Source organism: Robertmurraya korlensis NBRC 107688 (assembly GCF_001591645.1).
Taxonomy (GTDB): Bacteria; Bacillota; Bacilli; order Bacillales; family Cytobacillaceae; genus Robertmurraya_A.
Genome location: NZ_BCVH01000021.1, coordinates 30086 through 51120, shown reverse-complemented (window position 1 = coordinate 51120; position 21035 = coordinate 30086). Strand labels below are relative to the sequence as shown.

Below are 21035 nucleotides of genomic sequence, written 5' to 3'. Positions count from 1 at the left end.
AAAGCGTTTTCATTTCTATTTAGACTGATCAGCCTAAAAAAGACAGATAAAACTATTATTTTCGCAAAAATAAAAAAATATTCATTTTTTCGCCATTATTTGGGCGTAAAGGGTTGCTTTTTTTTTCACATAGGTCTAGAATTGAAAGCGTTTAGTACCCTTCCATTTCTCACATTTTTACTCTATGAAAACTAGAGTCAAAATCTTCGTGTTACAATCGGAAAAGTGCTACACTATGGTTAAATCAAACGTTTTTACATATTTCTTAACGTATCCAAAGGGGTGTAAGACATGATCAATCAACTTTCTTGGAAAGTTGGCGGGCAGCAAGGGGAAGGGATTGAAAGTACTGGGGAAATTTTCTCTATTGCTTTGAATCGTTTAGGTTACTATTTATATGGGTACCGCCACTTTTCATCTCGTATTAAAGGTGGACACACAAATAACAAAATCCGTGTAAGCACGTCACAGGTTCGTTCTATTTCAGATGATTTAGACATCTTGGTGGCATTTGATCAGGAAACGCTTGACCTAAATTACAAAGAACTACACGACAATGGTGTGATGATTGCAGATGCGAAGTTTAATCCTGTGAAACCAACGGATACAAATGCAACTTTGTATGCGGTTCCATTTACAGATATTGCAACTGAATTAGGAACATCATTAATGAAAAACATGGTGGCTGTTGGGGCTACATGTGCAGTACTAGATTTAGATATTAACGTTTTTGAGCCCGTAGTTCAAGAGATTTTTGGACGTAAAGGACAGTCCGTGGTTGATAAGAACATGGAAGCCATTCAAGCTGGTTATACAGCGATGAAGGAACAAATTCAAAATTCTTCTATAATGCAATTAGAAAAGGCAGATGGAAACCGACGTCTGTTCATGATTGGTAACGATGCAATTGCTCTAGGTGCTTTAGCTGGTGGATGTCGCTTTATGGCAGCTTACCCAATTACTCCAGCTTCTGAAATTATGGAGTATTTAATTAAGAAGCTACCTGCTCTTGGTGGAACAGTTATTCAAACAGAAGATGAAATTGCAGCATGTACAATGGCGATCGGTGCAAACTATGCAGGTGTTCGTGCAATTACTGCTTCTGCAGGTCCTGGTCTATCATTGAAAATGGAAGCAATAGGTCTTTCAGGAATTACCGAAACACCAATTGTTATTGTTGATACACAGCGTGGGGGTCCATCTACAGGTCTACCAACAAAACAAGAACAATCCGATTTAATGGCTATGATTTACGGTACTCACGGTGAAATTCCAAAGATCGTTATGGCTCCAAGTACTGTGCAAGAAGCATTTTACGATACTGCTGAGGCATTTAACCTTGCTGAAGAGTATCAAGTGCCTGTTATCGTCTTATCTGACCTTCAGCTATCTTTAGGAAAGCAAACAGTTGAGCCTTTAGACTTTAGTAAGGTAGAAATTCGACGCGGAAAACTTGTAACTGAACTACCAGAATCAGAATCGGATTCAAAAGAATACTTTAAGCGTTACGAAGTGACTGAAGATGGCATCTCTCCTCGTGTCATTCCTGGTGTGAAGGGTGGAATTCACCACGTAACAGGTGTGGAACATGATGAAACAGGTAAGCCGTCGGAATCAGCTGCTAACCGTAATGCGCAAATGGATAAGCGCTTCCGTAAAGTTGAGAACATTAAATTTAATACGCCAATTCACGTTCAAGCTCCACATGAGGATGCGGATGTACTAGTTGTAGGTTTTAACTCAACTAGAGGAGCGATTGAAGAAGCAATGACACGCCTTGAGAAGGATGGAGTGAAAGTGAATCATGCGCATGTACGTTTGATTCATCCGTTCCCAACTAATGAAATGCTTCCACTAGTCAAAGCGGCTAAAAAGGTTGTAGTTGTGGAAAACAACGCAACTGGACAGTTAGCAAACATTCTAAAGATGAATGTAGGGCACGCTGAGAAAGTAGTAAAGCATTTAAAGTATGACGGAAATCCATTCCTACCACATGAAATCCATTCAAAGATCAAGGAGTTGTTCTAAATTATGGCGACGTTTAAAGATTTTCGAAATAACGTGAAGCCTAACTGGTGTCCAGGTTGCGGCGATTTCTCTGTTCAAGCGGCAATTCAACGTGCAGCTGCGAATGTAGGGTTAGAGCCAGATAACTTAGCAGTTATTTCTGGTATCGGTTGCTCTGGGCGTATTTCTGGATATATTAACTCTTACGGATTCCATACCATTCATGGACGTTCTTTACCGATTGCTCAAGGGGTAAAAATGGCAAATCGTGATTTGACTGTTATTGCATCTGGTGGAGATGGAGATGGTTTTGCGATTGGAATGGGTCATACGATTCACTCTATCCGCCGAAACATCGATATCACATACATCGTAATGGATAACCAAATTTACGGTTTAACAAAGGGACAAACATCCCCAAGATCGGCAGCAGGCTTCAAAACGAAGTCTACGCCACAAGGATCAATTGAACAGCCAATTTCTCCTATGGAAATGGCGTTAACAGCTGGTGCAACATTTGTAGCACAAAGCTTTTCTACAGACTTAAAGGACTTAACATCCCTTATTGAGGCTGGTATTAAGCATAAAGGTTTCTCGTTAATCAATGTGTTCAGTCCATGTGTAACATATAATAAAATCAACACATACGACTGGTTTAAGGAAAACCTAACAAAGCTTGCGGATGTGGAAGACTATGATTCGTCTAACCGTGAAATGGCTATGCAAACTCTAATGAAGAATAACGGATTAGTAACAGGCTTGATTTATCAAGATACAGAACGTAAATCATACCAGGAACTAATTACTGGATACTCTGAAACACCTCTATCACAGCATGATTTACAATTAGATGAGGCTCATTTTAATAAATTAGTTTCCGAGTTTATGTAAGACATAACGAACAAGAACCCCGAGAACTTCTCGGGGTTTCTCTATGAGTATCTTTCTGTTGAATTGTGATAACTATCACTTTCAATTAAAGGAGTAATAGGTAAAATTAGTTGCTGGAATGAATGTAACCGCTAACGATTGGTTAGGTTTTTTGTATTGTGTTCAGTTGTTCTACCATTTATACTTAATTAATGTGATTCATTCTACTATATCTAACTAACTATACGAAAATAATATTTTCGTGTGGTTGTATTTTTAACATGCTTTATCTTCGAAGTGAAAGGAGAAACATTCATGAATGAAAAGCAACGATTAGAAAGTCAACAAGCAGTGCAGGTAGGTAATTCTTCGGACAAAAAATCCGACAAGGATTACAGCAAATTCTTTGAAACGGTTTATACACCACCATCATTAAAAGATGCGAAAAAGCGTGGGAAAGAAGAAGTAAAATATCATAAGGATTTCTCACTTCCTGAAGAATTTAGAGGGATGGGACAAGGTCGTAAGTTCTATATTCGTACGTATGGATGTCAAATGAATGAACACGATACGGAAGTTATGGCTGGGATTTTTATGGGTCTAGGATATGAGCCAACGGATTCTGTTGATGATGCAAATGTTATTCTATTAAATACTTGTGCGATTCGTGAGAATGCTGAAAACAAGGTGTTTGGAGAGTTAGGTCATCTGAAGCATCTAAAGCAACAAAACCCAGATGTATTAATCGGGGTTTGTGGTTGTATGTCTCAAGAAGAATCAGTGGTTAATAAAATCCTAAAAACATATCATCAAGTGGATATGATTTTTGGAACACATAATATTCACCGTTTACCAAACATTCTTCACGAAGCTTACATGTCTAAGGAAATGGTCATTGAAGTATGGTCTAAAGAAGGTGACGTAATTGAGAACCTTCCAAAGATCCGCCGTGGAAATATCAAGGCATGGGTCAACATTATGTATGGCTGTGATAAGTTCTGTACGTATTGTATTGTTCCATTTACTCGTGGAAAAGAGCGTAGCCGACGTCCGGAGGACATCATTCAGGAAGTTCGCCAGCTAGCAGCACAAGGCTATCAGGAAATAACACTTCTTGGTCAAAACGTAAATGCATACGGAAAAGACTTTGAAGACATGAAATACGGTCTAGGTGACTTAATGGACGAAATCCGTAAGATTGATATCCCGCGTATTCGTTTTACAACAAGTCATCCACGTGATTTTGATGATCACTTAATTGAAGTACTTGCTAAGGGTGGAAACCTAGTTGAGCATATTCACCTTCCAGTTCAATCAGGTTCTACGGAAGTACTAAAAATCATGGCTCGTAAATACACAAGAGAACAATATTTAGAGCTTGTTCGTAAAATAAAAGCTGCAATTCCCAATGCTTCTTTCACGACAGATATCATCGTTGGATATCCGAATGAAACAGATGAACAGTTTGAAGAAACGCTTTCTTTATACCGTGAAGTAGGATACGAGTCTGCTTTTACATTCATCTACTCTCCGCGTGAAGGCACACCAGCGGCTAAAATGCAGGATAACGTTCCAATGGAAGTCAAGAAGGAACGTTTACAACGTTTAAATGCTTTGGTGAATGAAATGTCTGCTGAAGCAATGAAGAAGTTTCAAGGGGAAGTAGTCGAAGTATTAGTTGAAGGGGAAAGTAAAAACAACCCTGATGTACTGGCTGGCTACACACGAAAAAGTAAGCTTGTTAACTTTGTTGGACCAAAAACAGCGATTGGTAAGCTTGTAAAAGTAAAAATTACAGAAGCAAAAACATGGTCATTAAACGGGGAAATGGTGGAAGAAACTGAAGCGGTAGAGGTGAAATAAATGGCAAAGTACACAAAAGATGATATTATTGCACGTGCAAAAGATCTAGCATCGATGATTGCAAGTACGGAAGAAGTAGATTTCTTCAAGAAAGCAGAAGCGCAGATTCATAGCAATGAAAAAGTAAGCTCTCTTATTTCTCAAATTAAAGGGCTACAAAAACAAGCCGTTAATTTACAGCATTACGGAAAGGCTGAAGCTCTAAAGAAAACAGAGGATAAAATTGCTTCTATTGAAAAAGAATTGGATTCTATCCCTGTGGTACAGGAATTCAAGCAATCACAAATAGATGTCAATGAACTACTGCAATTAGTGGCTAATACCATCTCCAACAAAGTAACAGATGAGGTTATATTATCAACTGGTGGAAATGTACTAAGTGGAGAAACTGGTGCAGAGGTTAATAATAAGAACCAAAGCTGTTCTCATCATTAAGCTGAAGAATAGGAAGACCCTCGTTCGAGAAACGAGGGTCTTTTTTATGTGGCTCGGTATTGTAGGGGAGTGAAGACCGGAATAGGTTGAAATGGTGTTCATCGGAGTTATGAAGACCGAAATAGCTCGGAAATCCCGTTATAACGTCCTTCATTGGGCTTATGAAGAACAAAACTAAGAGTGAAAGTATCCGCAACGTCTTTCATCAGTGTGTGAAGGAATTGGTGGTGAATCTAATCAAAATGAAGTTCATCGAGCCTATGAAGATCAAAACCGTTAAAGAATCCAAACAAAATGAAGTTCATCAACGCAATGAAGATCAAAATCAGTAAAAAAACCGTCCAACAAATAACCAAGCACACCCACCATCACATATCCCGCGACCAATACAAAATTCTATAGAATTACCCAGCCCTCTTATTTAAATTCTCACCTTTTCTAGGTATTCGCATAGAATGCACTATATCCGCCACCGAATGCCGAAGAAAATACAAACATGAAAAATATAATCACACTAGTCTAATGTCCCGCATAGGATGAAGTGAAAATGAATGAGGAGGGTTCGCTCGCAATGGCAGATTACAGAGAGATTATTACAAAAGCGGTCGTAGCGAAAGGACGTAAGTTTACACAGTCTAACGATACGATTTGCCCAGATCACCAACCGACTAGCATCCTTGGTTGCTGGATTATCAACCACACGTATGAAGCTAAAAAGGTTGGAAAAAAAGTCGAGATTCATGGCTACTATGACATTAACGTATGGTACTCCTTTAATGATAATACAAGAACTGAAGTAGTAACTGAAAGAGTTGACTATTGTGACGTCATTAAGTTAAAGTACCGTGATCCTGATTGTCAAGATGACAATGATGTGATTGCTCGTGTCGTACAGCAGCCAAACTGCGTGGAAGCTGTTATTTCACCAAACGGTAACAAAATTATCGTACACGTGGAAAGAGAGTTTCTTGTAGAAGTAATTGGGGAAACAATTGTTTGTGTAGCTGTTTACGATAATTGTGACTGCGATGACGACTGGGGATTAGATGTTGAAGACGAAGAGTTTGAAGATTTAAATCCAGATTTCCTAATCTGTGACGAAGAAGAATAATGGCGAACTAGGAAGGTTTTACTTCCTAGTTTTTTCTTTGTGGCTTATATTTACAGCTTTCAAAAATCCTTTCGCCTTACTCTTTATGTTATAATAATGATCAGAGTTCAGAAAGAATTAGGGTTTTGGAGGATTGTATGGCTACATATACGCCGATGATACAGCAATATTTAAAGGTAAAGGCAGAGTATCAGGATGCCTTTTTATTTTTTCGTCTTGGGGATTTTTACGAGATGTTTTTTGATGATGCCGTCAAGGCTTCACAAGTATTAGAAATTACACTAACTAGCAGAGAGGGAGGGTCTGAGGACCGTATCCCTATGTGTGGGGTCCCTTACCACGCCGCTCCTCAATATATTGAACAGTTGATTGAAAAAGGATTTAAAGTAGCTATTTGTGAGCAAACGGAGGATCCAAAGCAAGCAAAAGGTGTCGTTAGAAGAGAGGTAGTTCAGTTAATCACTCCCGGAACGATGATGGAGGGAAGGGGACTAAGCGAAAGAGAAAACAATTACTTAGCCTCAATATCAAAGTTTACCGACGACCAGTATGGGTTTGCTGTGAGCGATTTAACGACTGGGGAATCACAGGTAACCACAACCAAAAGCATGGATGAAGTTCTAAATGAACTGGCTACATCAGGTGCTCGTGAAGTGGTGGTATCTGCCTCACATTCGGACGAGCTTCAAAAGAAAATTCGTGAACGAGGTCAAGTGACTATTTCGGTAGAAGAAGATATTCAAACGTATTCTTCATTCGAGAATCTTTTAGCGCACTTAACGAATGATGAGCTTAAGCAGACGACCGCAAGATTATTTAATTATCTCTATCGAACGCAAAAGAGATCCCTTGATCATCTACAGGCCGTTCGTTTTTATACAGTTGATCAATATATGAAAATAGATTACTACTCGAAGCGAAATCTAGAGTTAACAGAAACAATCCGCTCCAAGGGGAAAAAGGGTTCACTCCTTTGGCTACTTGATGAAACAAAAACAGCAATGGGAAGCAGAATGCTTAAGTCATGGGTGGATCGTCCCCTTATTGACCAAAGCCAAATTGAGCTTCGACATTCCATAGTAGATACGCTCTTTAGCAACTATTTTGAGCGTCAAGAAATCCGTGAAAAGTTAACGGAAGTGTACGACTTAGAGCGTCTTGCCGGACGAATTGCGTTTGGAAATGTAAATGCAAGAGATCTTATCCAGTTAAAAAAATCACTTCTTCAAATCCCGTTATTAAAAAGCATGGTGGATCAATTACCAAACGAAGCAACGAAGCGTCTAGCAGACAAGCTCGAACCATGCGAAGAAATAACTGATTTACTAGAAAGAGCGATCGTTGACAATCCCCCTCTTTCTATTAAAGAGGGGAATATCATTTCCGACGGGTACAATGAAGAACTTGATCGTTATCGTTATGCGAGCCGTAATGGCAAGCAGTGGATTGCTGAATTGGAAAAAGAAGAACGTGAAAAGACGGGAATCAAATCACTTAAGATTGGGTATAACCGTGTGTTTGGATATTATATTGAAGTGACTCGGGCGAATCTTCCCTTATTAAAGGAAGGTCAGTACGAAAGAAAGCAAACACTCGCAAATGCTGAACGGTTTATTACCCCTGATTTAAAAGAGAAAGAGACTTTGATTTTAGAAGCGGAAGAAAAAAGCACAGAGCTTGAGTATGAGCTCTTTACAACGATTCGTGAGTATGTAAAGGAATATATTCCGCATATTCAAAGATTGGCTAAGGTTGTTAGTGAGCTCGATGTATTACAGTGCTTTGCTGAAATAAGTGAAGCGCGTCATTACACAAAGCCAAGCTTTACCACTGATAGACAATTAGCCATTAAAAATGGTCGTCATCCAGTCGTTGAAAAGGTCATGAATGCACAGGAGTACGTACCAAACGACTGCAATATGGGTGGAGAGCGGGAAGTACTATTAATCACTGGTCCAAATATGTCAGGGAAAAGTACGTATATGAGACAAATTGCGCTCACTTCAATTCTTGCACAAATTGGCTGTTATGTTCCAGCTGACGAAGCGCAACTCCCAATCTTTGATCAAGTTTTTACAAGAATCGGAGCAGCGGATGATCTTATTTCTGGTCAAAGTACGTTTATGGTAGAAATGCTTGAAGCGAAAAATGCCATCGTTAACGCAACTAAAAACAGCTTAATTTTATTTGATGAAATTGGACGAGGAACCTCGACTTACGATGGAATGGCGTTAGCCCAATCGATCATTGAATATATTCATGAACGAATTGAAGCCAAAACATTATTCTCCACTCATTATCATGAATTAACCGTTCTTGAAGATCAGCTCCCTATGTTAAAGAACGTCCATGTAAGTGCGATCGAGCAAAATGGAAAAGTAGTGTTTCTTCATAAGATTAAAGAGGGAGCGGCTGATAAAAGCTACGGAATTCATGTGGCTGAATTAGCGGAGCTACCAAAGGAACTAATTGCTCGTGCGAATGAGATATTAAAAACATTAGAGTCAGGTGACAACAAGCCTGTCAAAGAAGAAAAGAAGGTAGTAGCAGACAAGGTATCAGAAGATGCTCAGCTGTCATTCTTTGATTCTCCAAAGGTTGAAGCGAAAGTAACTCTTTCATCGAAGGAGAAGAAGACACTAGAATTATTGAAATCATTAAATATATTAGAAATGACCCCTATGCAGGCTTTTAATGTACTTTTTGAGCTTCATAAACAGGCAAAAAGCTAAACATCTCAGGGAGGTGAGACGATGGGGAAAATCATTCAATTAGATGATCGACTATCGAATAAAATTGCAGCCGGAGAAGTAGTGGAACGACCTGCATCTGTAGTGAAAGAGCTTGTTGAAAATGCAATTGATGCAGGTAGCACTGTTATTGAGGTGGAGGTTGAGGAAGCGGGACTAGGTAAAATCCGTATTCTTGATAATGGTGATGGCATTTCCGAAGACGATGTACTAATGGCGTTCCAACGTCACGCAACTAGTAAAATAAAAAACGATGATGATTTATTTCGGATTCGAACGCTTGGTTTTCGTGGTGAAGCATTGCCCAGTATTGCTTCGGTAAGTCGTTTTGAAATGAAGACATCAACGGGTGAGGTGGGAACAAGAGTCGTGTTTGAGGGGGGAGTTTTGCAGGTTCATGAAGCAGCTGCTGCCCGTAAAGGAACCGATATTATTGTTACAGACCTTTTTTTTAACACACCTGCCCGCCTAAAATATTTGAAGACGGTTCATACGGAGCTCGGGAATATAACCGATATCATGAACCGTCTTGCGCTCAGTCATCCTGAAGTTTCATTTCGGCTAATGCATAATGATCGAAAGCTTCTTCACACAAATGGTAATGGTGATGTTCGTCAAGTATTAGCTGCCATTTATGGAATAAACATCGTGAAGAGAATGGTTCCTATTACAGCTACTTCACTTGATTATAAAGTATCAGGTTGGATCGCTTTACCTGAGATTACGAGAGCGTCTAGGAACTATATTTCTACCATGATTAATGGGAGATTTATAAAAAACTATCCTCTCGTAAAAGCAGTGCAGGAAGGCTATCATACGTTATTACCGATAGGCCGTTATCCGATTGTGCTATTGTCAGTAGAGATGGATCCCATTTTAGTAGATGTCAATGTGCATCCATCTAAGATGGAGGTACGTCTGAGTAAGGAACAAGAGTTAAACCAGCTAATCACAGACGAGATTAAAAAGGTATTTAAAGGTCAGGAGCTTATTCCTGCAGGATTTGTTCAACAGGAGAGAAAAGAAAAACCCCAATCGGAGCAAACATTTTTCGAACTTGATCACGTGGTGGAAAAAGAGATGCCTGTTGAGCGAAGCGTTTTGGAAGAGACTGATGCAAGAAAAACTATTATTAGAAATGAAAGAGTTGAACATATTCCAAGCCCTGTTTCTATGGTTAAAGAGGAACAACCGGTTGTCTCTACGTTTACTAAACCTATTCCTGAATGTAACACGACGATAGAAGCTAATAGGATACAGGAAGAAACAAAAACTAGAATTCCTCCATTTTATCCAATCGGTCAAATGCATGGGACATATATTCTTGCTCAAAATGAAAAAGGGCTTTATATCATTGATCAGCATGCGGCCCAGGAAAGAATCAAATATGAGTATTTCCGTGAAAAAGTGGGAGAGGTTCAGAGTGAGCTTCAAGAGCTACTCGTCCCAATTACGTTAGAGTATTCTACGGATGAGGCACTAAAGATTATGGAACATCAACATGAGCTGGAGAGGGTTGGTGTGTTTTTAGAGCCGTTTGGCCATAACAGCTTTATTCTTCGTTCACATCCACAGTGGCTCCCTAAAGGAGAAGAGAAGGAGCTTATGGAGGAAATGATTGAACAGCTTCTTTTAATGAAAAAGGTGGATATTCATAAGCTGCGTGAAGAAGCAGCGATAATGATGAGCTGTAAGGCCTCCATTAAAGCGAACCATCATTTGCGACAGGATGAAATTCAGGCACTGTTAGATAAACTACGATCAACTTCTGACCCTTTTACCTGTCCGCATGGAAGACCGATTATTATTCATTATTCTACCTATGAAATGGAAAAAATGTTTAAACGTGTAATGTGAGAACTGGATTCTATAAAGAATCCAGTTTTTTTAATATTGGAGTAATTTTACACAAAAAGGGTGAAAATAAGAAAGATGTCGAACAAATTGTATTTCAAACGCATCCATTATCCTATATATTGAAGGTAGAAAGGGGGAGGAGTATGTTTGTATTGGTATTGTTAGCAACAATTCTTCCAGTTGTGATCGTTATATTTACAATTGCTTATATTTCAAAAAATAAAAACAAGGAGGATGAAGAAACCATGATACGGCACTTATACACATATTTAGTTTTGTTTGCAACTTTAATGATGATCATCGGTGGTGGGATCTCCATTTTTATGGCAACAGCTGACTTGGTGAGTCCAGGTGGTTATTTTCAAAGCTTTTCCGATTACGAATTGATGCGTGAAAGTGAAAAAGTAGGGGGAAACACTCAAATTAGTGAAGAAGAGCTGCGTGCGGATTACGAACAAATGATTGAAGATGAAAAAGCTAGAACGAGAGAAAATGCAAAAAATCAAATGATTAAAAGCTTAGGTTTCATTGTTATTCCTCTTCCTATATTTATATACTTCAATAGAATGAGAAAAAAGCAAATTGAGTAAGCTCCTATTTTTGGGAGCTTTTTTAGTTGAAATGCCTATTTATCCGTGATATATACCCGTTTCTTGTAATGGATACATATAGTATCGTGAGGTAAGAAAGAAGAAAAGGAGAGTGCTCTATCATGTTTAGGAGAAGACCTTTTTTTCCTGGGTACGGGAATTATGGTGGATTTACCGGTTACAATCCTTTAACGAACTTTGATAGCTTCGGCTATCCTGATGCGAAATACTACGGATTTGAAGATCAAGTACCAAGTTCCATTGGTGTACCAGGCGGCTATACGCCAACAGGATATGGTGGACCGGGACTTGGTTATGGATTCCCTGGAGGGTTTCCTCAACCTGGATATGGACCTGGAGGGTTCGGGCAAGGGTATGGATATGGAACTCCAGCTTTTGGAGGAACTGGATACGGATATGGGGCTCCTGGATTTGGCGGAGGCTTTGGGCCTGGTTATAGTGGTGGATTTAGTCCATTGAGTACAGGGTTACTTGGCTTAGGTGCAGGATTAATTGGAGGAGCTTTACTAGATAATGACGGTCCGAGATACTATTAAACAAAAAACAGTCCCAAATCATTGGGACTGTATTCTTTTTATCTAGCAAGCGATGGGATCTTGTGAAGATATTCTAGTGCCTTCCCAGTTCCAATAGCTACGGATTCTAACGGTTCAGAAGCCAAGTGAACAGGAACGAAGATTTGCTCACTAATCCATTGTTCCATGCCTTTTAATAGGGAGCCTCCACCTGTTAAAATGACTCCTCGGTCTACTATATCACCACTCAATTCGGCAGGGCTATCCTCTAATGTTGCTCGAACAGCTTCCAGAATATGAAGTAAGGATTCTTTTATGGCATCACGAATTTCATAGGAATGCAGTTCAATCGTTTTTGGTAGGCCTGTAAGTAAATCTCTTCCGCGGACCTCCAACACTTCTTTTTCATGGTCCACAAGGGCATAACCGATTTCCATTTTTATTTGCTCGGCTGTGCGCTCTCCGATAAGGACATTGTATTCTTTTCTTACATACTGAATAATATCGTCATCCAAATGATCTCCACCAATGCGAATGGAGTGGCAGGCTACAACACCTCCGAAGGAAATAATCGCAACTTCAGTAGAGCCTCCGCCAATATCCACTACTACATTAGCTACCGGTTCATCTACTGGGAGCCCAGCTCCAATCGCAGCGGCCACTGGCTCTTCGATAAGAAAGACTTTTTTGGCACCCGCATTCTTTGCTGCATCCTGAATGGCCCTTTTGTCTACGCTCGTAGAACCTGCAGGAGTACAAATAACAACATTAGGCTTTCGAATCGTTAATCCCATTCTGCTTGAAGCTTTTCCAATAATGTACTTTAATAATTCCGAAGTGATATCGTAATCAGCAATGACTCCGTTTTTAAGAGGGCGAATCGCTGTAATTTTCCCTGGGGTTTTTCCAATCATTGCTTTGGCTTCTAGTCCTACGGCAACGACTTTATTTGTCGTTGTATCTAAAGCAACAACGGACGGCTCATTAAAAACGATACCTTTATTTTTGCTATATACAAGTACATTTGCTGTACCTAAATCAATTCCAATCTCTAAAGTTCCAAACATATTTATCCCACCAATTCATTTTAAGTCTCTTTAGACTCTTCATATAAAGTAGCACGAATTTGGGGGTTCTCTGTCGATTGTTATCGAATCGTTATATAACTGTAATGAAAAAAGAACGAACTGGAAGTGTATGGAAAAGGTATAACGGGTAAAAATCTGGTTATAATGCATAGAGGCTTACCTGCTTCTAGTTTTATGTTAATGATGTTCCGTGTTATACTACAAATCATCTAAAGTAATTTGTAAAGGCAGTGTCAACATGATGCAGAAGAAGGAAAAAGTCGTCGTCTTAATTGGACCAACAGCTGTTGGGAAAACGAAGACGAGCATTGAGTTAGCCAAGCGGTTTAACGGTGAAATCATAAGTGGTGACTCCATGCAAATATATAAAGAAATGGATATTGGTACAGCGAAGATTAAGAAATCAGAAATGGAAGGAATTACTCACCATCTCATTGACATCAAAAACCCAGATGAGACATTTTCAGTTGCGGAGTTTCAGGAGCTTGTTCGTATGAAAATAACGGAAATCACTAATAGAGGAAAGCTGCCGATGATTGTTGGGGGTACAGGACTTTATATTCAATCAGCTATCTATGACTACCAATTTTCTGATGCTCCAAACAATGAGGAACTGAGACGAAAACTGGAAGAACGAGTAAAGACAGATGGGGTGGAAGTTCTTCATAAAGAGTTGACCCAGGTAGACCCGCTAAGTGCGGAGCGTATACACCCAAATAATGTTCGTCGTGTCATCCGTGCATTAGAGGTTTATTTGACAACGGGACAAACATTAACGGAAATACAATCGGATCAAGTAATTGAACCATTGTATGAAGTTTCTATGATTGGGTTAACAATGGAACGTGAACGCTTGTATGACCGTATCAACCTTCGAGTAGATGAAATGATTACAGAAGGTCTTGAAAAGGAAGTGAAGAAGCTTTTTGACTGTGGACTTATGCATACACAGGCTTTGCAAGCCATTGGTTATAAGGAGTGGTTTCCTTATTTTTTAAAGGAACAATCACTTGAAGCAACGATAGATCAATTAAAACAGAACTCTCGTCGCTATGCGAAAAGACAGCTTACATGGTTCCGAAATAAAATGGATGTTACATGGTTTGATATGACAGATGTGACAAACGAACAACAGATTCAAAAAAAAATTATGGAAATTTCTACTCATATTGAAGGAAAGCTAAAAATAAAATCGAATACATATCAAATAGAGATAAAAGAGGAGGATTTATTATGAAGCAAGCCATTAATATCCAGGATCAATTTTTAAATCAACTTCGCAAAGACGGTACAAGTGTAACAGTGTTTTTGTTGAATGGCTTCCAATTAAGAGGACAAATTAAAGGCTTTGACAACTTTACGGTTCTGTTTGAATCGGAAGGGAAGCAACAGCTTGTATATAAACATGCCATTTCTACTTTTTCGCCACTGCGTAATGTGCAAATTGATTTAGAAGGTCCACAGCAATAATGGAACTTCATTCTAGACCCGCTTTCTTTAAGGAAGCGGGTCTTTGATTTCTAAAATTAATTTTTTTGAATACATATAGAGTAATCGCTTAAATAATGGGAAAAGCATGAGCTACTGCCAGACCGTAAATATAGGTAAAACTAGGCATTTGTCACAATTCATGCACCAAGTGCGTATACTGTTTTATAATGTGAGGTGAAAGCTTTGGACCAACCAATTCGAATGAAAAACAATGGACAAATCAGCATTGTCTTAAATTCTCAGAAACGAAAACCCACTGTTACAGAACCATTTGTGGCTCCAAAGGCCATTCCCGCAGAGCATGCAGCATTAAAGGAGATTGAAGAAGAACTTGGTGCGCTAGTAGGAATGGAAGAAATGAAGCGAATGATAAAGGAAATATATGCATGGATATATGTGAATAAGAAGAGAGAAGAAGCGGGATTAAAAGCAGGTAAACAAGCGCTTCATATGATGTTTAAAGGCAATCCTGGAACAGGAAAAACAACAGTTGCCCGTTTGATAGGAAAGTTGTTTTTACGAATGAATGTCCTGTCCAAAGGTCATTTAATTGAAGCGGAACGTGCGGACCTAGTAGGTGAGTATATCGGACATACTGCACAAAAAACCAGAGATCTCGTGAAGAAAGCCCTCGGGGGAATTTTATTTGTTGATGAAGCGTATTCTCTTGGTAGAGGCGGAGAAAAGGATTTCGGAAAAGAAGCCATTGACACACTCGTCAAACATATGGAGGATAAGCAGCATGAATTCATTTTAATTTTGGCTGGTTATTCGAGAGAAATGGATGAGTTTCTTACGCTCAATCCTGGATTGCATTCTCGGTTTCCTCTTGTTATAGATTTTCCTGATTACAGTATCGAGCAGCTTATGGAAATAGGGCAGAGAATGCTGAAGGAAAAGGAATATACTTTAAGTCATGAAGCGGAAAAGAAGCTCCGTGAGCATCTTATTTGGGTGAAGTCCGCGTTTAACTCAGCTGGTTTTTCGAATGGCAGATACGTGAGAAATGTTCTGGAGAAATCGATAAGGGCTCAGGCGATGAGGTTGTTAATGATAAGTAACTTCGACCGACATGATCTAATGACTTTACGAAGTAATGACCTAATATTTGAAGAAGATGAGTAAAAATGGAGCAGGCTAGAAATAGTCTGCTTTTTTCGTTTCCGAAGCAGATTAGTATTAGGTACAAATATTTGGTATGATATGAAAAAAGGACGATGAGGTGATTTCTTGGATCAAAAGCATGAATATGAAAAGGCAATTCTTGTCGGGTGTCAAACAGACCTAGATGATGAACGATTTCATTATTCCATGGAGGAGCTTGCTTCCTTAACTGAAACTGCAAAAGGAACGGTACAAGCAACACTGTCTCAAAAAAGAGACCGAGTTCATCCATCTACATACATAGGTAAAGGGAAAGTTGAAGAGTTGAGAGCGTTAGAAGAGGAAACCGAAGCAAATATCATTATATTTAATGATGAGCTTTCACCTAGCCAGGTTCGAAATCTTTCAAAGGATATTTCAGCAAGAATCATTGACAGAACACAATTAATTTTGGATATCTTTGCCCAAAGAGCCCGTTCTAAGGAAGGGAAGCTTCAAGTTGAATTAGCGCAGCTTCAATATCTACTTCCAAGACTGGGAGGACAAGGAACTCAGCTCTCAAGATTAGGGGCAGGGATTGGGACAAGAGGTCCGGGGGAAACCCAGCTCGAAACCGATCGGAGGCATATTCGAAGACGTATTGATGATATCAAGGCACAGCTTGCCGTTATCGTTCAGCATCGTGATCGTTATCGTGAACGGCGGAAAAAGAATAAAGTTTTTCAAGTAGCACTTGTCGGGTATACAAATGCAGGGAAATCAACATTATTTAATCGTTTAACAGAGGCAGATTCATTCGAAGAGAATCAATTATTTGCCACGCTTGACCCGATGACGAGAAAAATGATCCTTCCAAGTGGCTTTAGTACGTTATTAACTGACACAGTTGGATTTATTCAAGACCTTCCAACTACATTAATTGCTGCTTTCCGATCGACGTTAGAAGAAGTAAGAGAAGCAGATCTTCTCCTACATGTTGTTGATATGTCAAGCTCGGATTCATTTCAACATGAACAAACTGTGCATAAGCTGTTAGACGATTTAGATATTCAGCAAATCCCTCAGTTAACTGTGTATAATAAAAGAGATTTGAAAAATCCGGATTTCGTTCCAACTGCCAAAACAGAAACCATGCAGATTACAGCATTTAGCGAAGAAGATCGTTTTTTGTTAAAGCAAAAAATTGAACAGGTGATTATTTCAGAAATGAAATTTTACCAAGTTGAGGTTCCTTCCACAGAAGGCAAGTTGTTAGCTCAGTTGAAAAATGACACAATTTTGAGGGAGCTTTCCTTTGAGGAAGAGAAGGACAAATATCTATGCAAAGGATATGTACTTAACGACCATCAGATATTAGGACAAATTAATCAATACACCATTTAGTTAGGAGAACATCATGTATCAGCATTTCACATATGGGGAAGCACTAAAGCCAATCGTAAAACAGGTCGAAGAGAAAATTTATACAAAGCACAAGCAAATTGATGAAATAGTGGAAGCAAATCAGTTTCGTGTGCTAGAAAGCTATCAGCGCCATCAAGTGAGTGATTCTCATTTTATTCCTACAACAGGATATGGCTATGATGATATTGGGAGAGACACACTAGAAAAGATTTATGCTGATGTATTTGGTGGAGAAGCCGGGCTTGTTCGTCCTCAAATCATCTCAGGTACTCACGCGATATCCATTGCTTTATTTGGTGTCCTACGACCAGGAGATGAGTTGCTTTACATTACTGGTAAACCATATGACACATTAGAGGAAATCGTTGGGATCCGTGGTAACGGTGTCGGTTCACTGAAAGAATTTGGGATTACATATCAAAGCGTGGAACTAAAAGAGGGTGGTCGGGTTGATTATGAGCGTGTAAACGAATTGATAAAGCCGAACACGAAAATGATTGGTATTCAGCGTTCTAAAGGGTACGCCAATCGCCCCTCTTTTACAATAGAAGAGATAAAAGAAATGATTCGATTTGTAAAAAGTATAAAGGAAGATGTTGTCGTATTTGTTGACAATTGTTACGGAGAATTCGTAGAGGTAATCGAGCCTTGCCATGTGGGTGCTGACTTAATGGCTGGCTCGTTAATAAAAAATCCTGGTGGTGGCATTGCCAAAACAGGTGGGTATATTGTTGGGAAAGAAAAATACGTAGAAGCTTGCTCCTATAGAATGACATCGCCAGGTATTGGAGCAGAAGCAGGGGCTTCTCTTTATAGTCTTCAAGAAATGTACCAAGGCTTCTTTTTAGCACCACATGTGGTTGGCCAAGCATTAAAAGGAGCCATCTTTACATCAGCTATGCTTGAGAGATTAGGTATGAATACGAATCCGGCCTGGGATGCCGAACGAACAGATCTGATTCAATCCGTTCAATTCGACGACAAAGACAAAATGATTGCATTTTGCCAGGCTATTCAATTTGCGTCACCTATTAATTCGCATGTGACAGCATACCCGGCTTATATGCCAGGTTATGAAGATGATGTCATTATGGCTGCGGGCACATTTATTCAGGGAGCAAGCATTGAACTAAGTGCTGATGGACCCATAAGGCCACCGTACGTTGCGTATGTACAAGGTGGATTAACCTATTCGCATGTGAAAATGGCCATACTTATCGCGTTGAATCGATTAGCTGAAAAAAAACTGATTGATTTCCACTAAGTAAGTATGAAGATAAATTTTACTATTTCTCTTTTTCTACAAATTTTCCATGTTATATAAACTAACATTATGTTGACAGAAAAACTGACATTTCATATAATGAGAATATGAAAGAGAGAAATGGAGGGACAACAAATGAGCGGAAGTGATATCCGTCGTTCCATGCCATTGTTTCCAATTGGAATTGTCATGCAGCTAACAGAACTATCTGCAAGACAAATTCGATATTATGAAGAGCACCAATTGATCTCTCCGGCAAGAACTGAGGGAAACAGAAGAATGTTTTCACTAAATGACATTGATCAGCTTTTAGAAATAAAAGATTTGATCGAGCAAGGTGTAAATCTTGCAGGAATTAAGCAAATTTTTTCTGTGAAAGAGCAACAGGTGCTTTCAGAAGAAATGGTGAAGGAAGCAGAAAAAGCAAGACGTGATCTGTCCGATGATGAGTTGCGTAAAATGTTGCGATCAGAGCTTATGCATGCTGGCCGCTTTAATCGTTCGTCGTTGCGTCAAGGTGATATGTCACGCTTTTTCCACTAATAAATAATAGAGATGTACAATTCAAGGGAGGAAACAAAATGGCTAAGTTTACAAGAGATGATATTACAAGATTGGCAGAAGAACAAAATGTTAAGTTTATTCGTCTACAATTCACTGACATCCTAGGAACAATCAAGAATGTTGAAATTCCTATCAGTCAGCTAGAAAAAGCGTTAGACAATAAAATGATGTTTGATGGTTCTTCTATCGAAGGGTTCGTTCGTATCGAAGAGTCAGACATGTACTTATATCCAGACTTAGATACATGGGTAATTTTCCCTTGGACAGCTGAAAAAGGTAAAGTGGCACGTTTAATCTGTGACATCTACAATCCAGATGGAACTCCATTCGCTGGTGACCCACGTAACAACTTAAGAAGAATTATTAAGGAAATGCAAGATTTAGGATTCTCTGATTTCAATCTTGGACCTGAGCCAGAATTCTTCTTATTCAAGCTTGACCAAGCTGGAGAGCCAACACTTGAATTAAACGACAACGGTGGATACTTTGACCTTGCTCCAACAGACCTTGGTGAAAACTGCCGTCGTGATATCGTGTTAGAGCTTGAAGAAATGGGCTTTGAAATTGAAGCATCTCACCATGAGGTTGCTCCTGGACAACACGAAATCGACTTTAAATATGCTGATGCATTAAGCGCTTGTGACCAAATCCAAACGTTCAAGCTTGTTGTTAAGACAATTGCACGTAAGCACGGTCTACATGCAACGTTCATGCCTAAGCCATTATTCGGAGTAAACGGTTCTGGAATGCACTGTAACGTTTCATTATTCAAAGAAGGCAAAAATGCATTCTACGATCCAACTGGAAACTTAGAGCTAAGTGACACGGCTCGTCAGTTCATTGCAGGTATCATTAAGCATGCTCCAAGCTTTACAGCGGTAACGAACCCAACTGTAAACTCTTATAAGCGTTTAGTACCTGGTTACGAAGCACCTTGCTATGTTGCATGGTCTGCTAGAAACCGTTCACCGCTAATCCGTATTCCTGCATCTCGTGGAATATCCACTCGTGTAGAAGTACGAAGCGTTGATCCAGCTGCTAACCCTTACTTAGCTATGGCAGTATTATTAGCTGCAGGTCTTGACGGAGTAAAGAACTCATTAACACCACCAGCTCCAGTTGACCGCAACATCTACGTTATGAACAAAGAAGAGCGTCAAGCTGTTGGTATTGAAGATCTACCAGCTACACTTGCTGCTGCTTTAGATAACTTAAAATCAGATGAAATCATGGTTACTGCTCTTGGAGAGCATATCTTCGAACACTTTGTGGAAGCAAAAGAAATTGAGTGGGATATGTTTAGAACACAAGTTCACCCATGGGAGCGCGAGCAATACATGTCAATGTATTAATCCGTATACTGAAAATCCTCAACACTTTGCTGTTGAGGATTTTTTGTGTTAGTAAGGAGGAACGACTACAATATCTTGAATAGGTTTCTTGGAATTACTAAATAATATAACTAATAACAGTTTCTAAGGTTTGTTGTGGAGGAATAATCATGTCGTTTCAAGATGGTCTAAGTAAAGTTGATAAGGGTTCCGACTTAATTAAAGAAGGAAATCATCTGATCATAGATGCGACGATGAATGCCTTCTTATTCACCTGGCAATGGTGGGTTGCGGTTCTAATGATCATTGTACCGTGGGTACTTTGGGCAATTTTTCGTAAAAAAGAGAGCTCAGCACGGTTATTATTTTCAGCTTTTATCGTTATGATCCTATCTACTAATATCGATTCAATAGGAGTGGAACATGGATTATGGACTTACCCAGTAAAAGCCATTCCCATTCCGACCATTAGTTATTCCTTTCGTTATTCTCTTATGCCTGTCCTAATTATGTTCTTCTTACAATATAAGCCAAACGCAAACCCATTAGTAAAGGGAATTATACTTGCTGGTATAAGCGCATATATCGGTATGCCACTCATGGCGATGGTTGATATGTACAAAAAAATAGACTGGGCTTACACCAATTCGTTTTTTATAATCCTGTTATTGTATTTAGTGGCCCATTGGTTTAGTAAAAGAAAAAGCTTTCAAAGTCTATAATTTGTTCCACTCTAGAAAAAGAAAGCAAGCATCTCATGATGCTTGCTT

General features: G+C 39.2%; 18 protein-coding genes. 17 read left to right on the top strand and 1 reads right to left on the bottom strand.

Going from position 1 to position 21035, the window contains the following annotated elements:
- The first annotated feature begins 291 nt into the window (after positions 1–291).
- The 9 genes from BKO01S_RS19675 to BKO01S_RS24705 all read left to right on the top strand — a co-directional run bounded on the left by BKO01S_RS19675 (position 292) and on the right by BKO01S_RS24705 (position 12040).
- On the top strand, positions 292–2028 hold the full coding sequence (locus BKO01S_RS19675) for a 2-oxoacid:acceptor oxidoreductase subunit alpha (RefSeq protein WP_066058418.1): 1737 nt from the start codon (positions 292–294) through the stop codon (positions 2026–2028).
- Between the two features lie 3 nt (positions 2029–2031).
- On the top strand, positions 2032–2898 hold the full coding sequence (locus BKO01S_RS19670) for a 2-oxoacid:ferredoxin oxidoreductase subunit beta (RefSeq protein ID WP_066058414.1): 867 nt from the start codon (positions 2032–2034) through the stop codon (positions 2896–2898).
- Between the two features lie 294 nt (positions 2899–3192).
- Entirely contained in the window at positions 3193–4740 is a 1548-nt protein-coding gene (gene miaB / locus BKO01S_RS19665) for a tRNA (N6-isopentenyl adenosine(37)-C2)-methylthiotransferase MiaB (RefSeq protein WP_066058412.1), read from the top strand.
- Positions 4741–5175: a YlbF/YmcA family competence regulator gene (locus BKO01S_RS19660; RefSeq protein ID WP_066058409.1), complete on the top strand. Its 435-nt coding sequence runs from the start codon at positions 4741–4743 to the stop codon at positions 5173–5175. It begins immediately after the preceding gene.
- A gap of 571 nt (positions 5176–5746) precedes the next feature.
- The gene (locus BKO01S_RS19655) at positions 5747–6286 is read left to right on the top strand and encodes an outer spore coat protein CotE (RefSeq protein WP_066058406.1); all 540 of its coding nucleotides are present in this window, start codon (positions 5747–5749) and stop codon (positions 6284–6286) included.
- Between the two features lie 137 nt (positions 6287–6423).
- Positions 6424–9018, top strand: coding sequence for a DNA mismatch repair protein MutS (gene mutS / locus BKO01S_RS19650; protein WP_066058401.1), 2595 nt, complete (start codon positions 6424–6426; stop codon positions 9016–9018).
- A gap of 21 nt (positions 9019–9039) precedes the next feature.
- Complete coding sequence (gene mutL, locus BKO01S_RS19645; RefSeq protein WP_066058398.1) at positions 9040–10893, top strand: DNA mismatch repair endonuclease MutL; 1854 nt, start codon at positions 9040–9042, stop codon at positions 10891–10893.
- A gap of 143 nt (positions 10894–11036) precedes the next feature.
- The gene (locus BKO01S_RS19640) at positions 11037–11483 is read left to right on the top strand and encodes a hypothetical protein (RefSeq protein ID WP_066058396.1); all 447 of its coding nucleotides are present in this window, start codon (positions 11037–11039) and stop codon (positions 11481–11483) included.
- 122 nt (positions 11484–11605) lie between these two features.
- Entirely contained in the window at positions 11606–12040 is a 435-nt protein-coding gene (locus BKO01S_RS24705) for a hypothetical protein (protein WP_066058393.1), read from the top strand.
- Between the two features lie 38 nt (positions 12041–12078).
- On the opposite strand, the gene mreBH is transcribed toward BKO01S_RS24705, so the two are convergent.
- On the bottom strand, positions 12079–13086 hold the full coding sequence (mreBH, locus tag BKO01S_RS19630; protein ID WP_066058386.1) for a rod-share determining protein MreBH: 1008 nt from the start codon (positions 13084–13086) through the stop codon (positions 12079–12081).
- Between the two features lie 262 nt (positions 13087–13348).
- Here mreBH and miaA point away from each other — a divergent pair, with 262 nt between their 5' ends.
- The 8 genes from miaA (at position 13349) to BKO01S_RS19590 (ending at position 20987) form a co-directional block, all read left to right on the top strand.
- Positions 13349–14344 (top strand): tRNA (adenosine(37)-N6)-dimethylallyltransferase MiaA, encoded by a 996-nt coding sequence (miaA, locus tag BKO01S_RS19625; protein WP_066058451.1) that lies wholly within the window; start codon positions 13349–13351, stop codon positions 14342–14344.
- Positions 14341–14577 carry an RNA chaperone Hfq gene (hfq, locus tag BKO01S_RS19620; protein WP_066058382.1) on the top strand — a complete coding sequence of 79 codons (237 nt, stop codon included), beginning with the start codon at positions 14341–14343 and terminating at the stop codon, positions 14575–14577. The genes miaA and hfq overlap by 4 nt, the downstream gene beginning before the upstream one ends.
- Before the next feature lie 204 nt (positions 14578–14781).
- On the top strand, positions 14782–15723 hold the full coding sequence (spoVK, locus tag BKO01S_RS19615) for a stage V sporulation protein K (protein WP_066058379.1): 942 nt from the start codon (positions 14782–14784) through the stop codon (positions 15721–15723).
- A 105-nt stretch (positions 15724–15828) separates the two neighbouring features.
- A complete protein-coding gene (gene hflX / locus BKO01S_RS19610) occupies positions 15829–17085 on the top strand; it encodes a GTPase HflX (RefSeq protein ID WP_066058373.1) in 1257 nt (418 codons plus the stop codon).
- Between the two features lie 13 nt (positions 17086–17098).
- A complete protein-coding gene (locus tag BKO01S_RS19605; RefSeq protein WP_066058369.1) occupies positions 17099–18370 on the top strand; it encodes a methionine gamma-lyase family protein in 1272 nt (423 codons plus the stop codon).
- A gap of 135 nt (positions 18371–18505) precedes the next feature.
- A complete protein-coding gene (locus tag BKO01S_RS19600) occupies positions 18506–18913 on the top strand; it encodes a MerR family transcriptional regulator (protein ID WP_066058366.1) in 408 nt (135 codons plus the stop codon).
- Positions 18914–18951: 38 nt separating this feature from the next.
- Positions 18952–20286 carry a type I glutamate--ammonia ligase gene (gene glnA, locus BKO01S_RS19595; protein WP_066058362.1) on the top strand — a complete coding sequence of 445 codons (1335 nt, stop codon included), beginning with the start codon at positions 18952–18954 and terminating at the stop codon, positions 20284–20286.
- Between the two features lie 149 nt (positions 20287–20435).
- Positions 20436–20987, top strand: a complete 552-nt coding sequence (locus BKO01S_RS19590; protein WP_066058359.1) for a CBO0543 family protein — start codon at positions 20436–20438, stop codon at positions 20985–20987.
- The last annotated feature ends 48 nt before the right edge of the window (positions 20988–21035 follow it).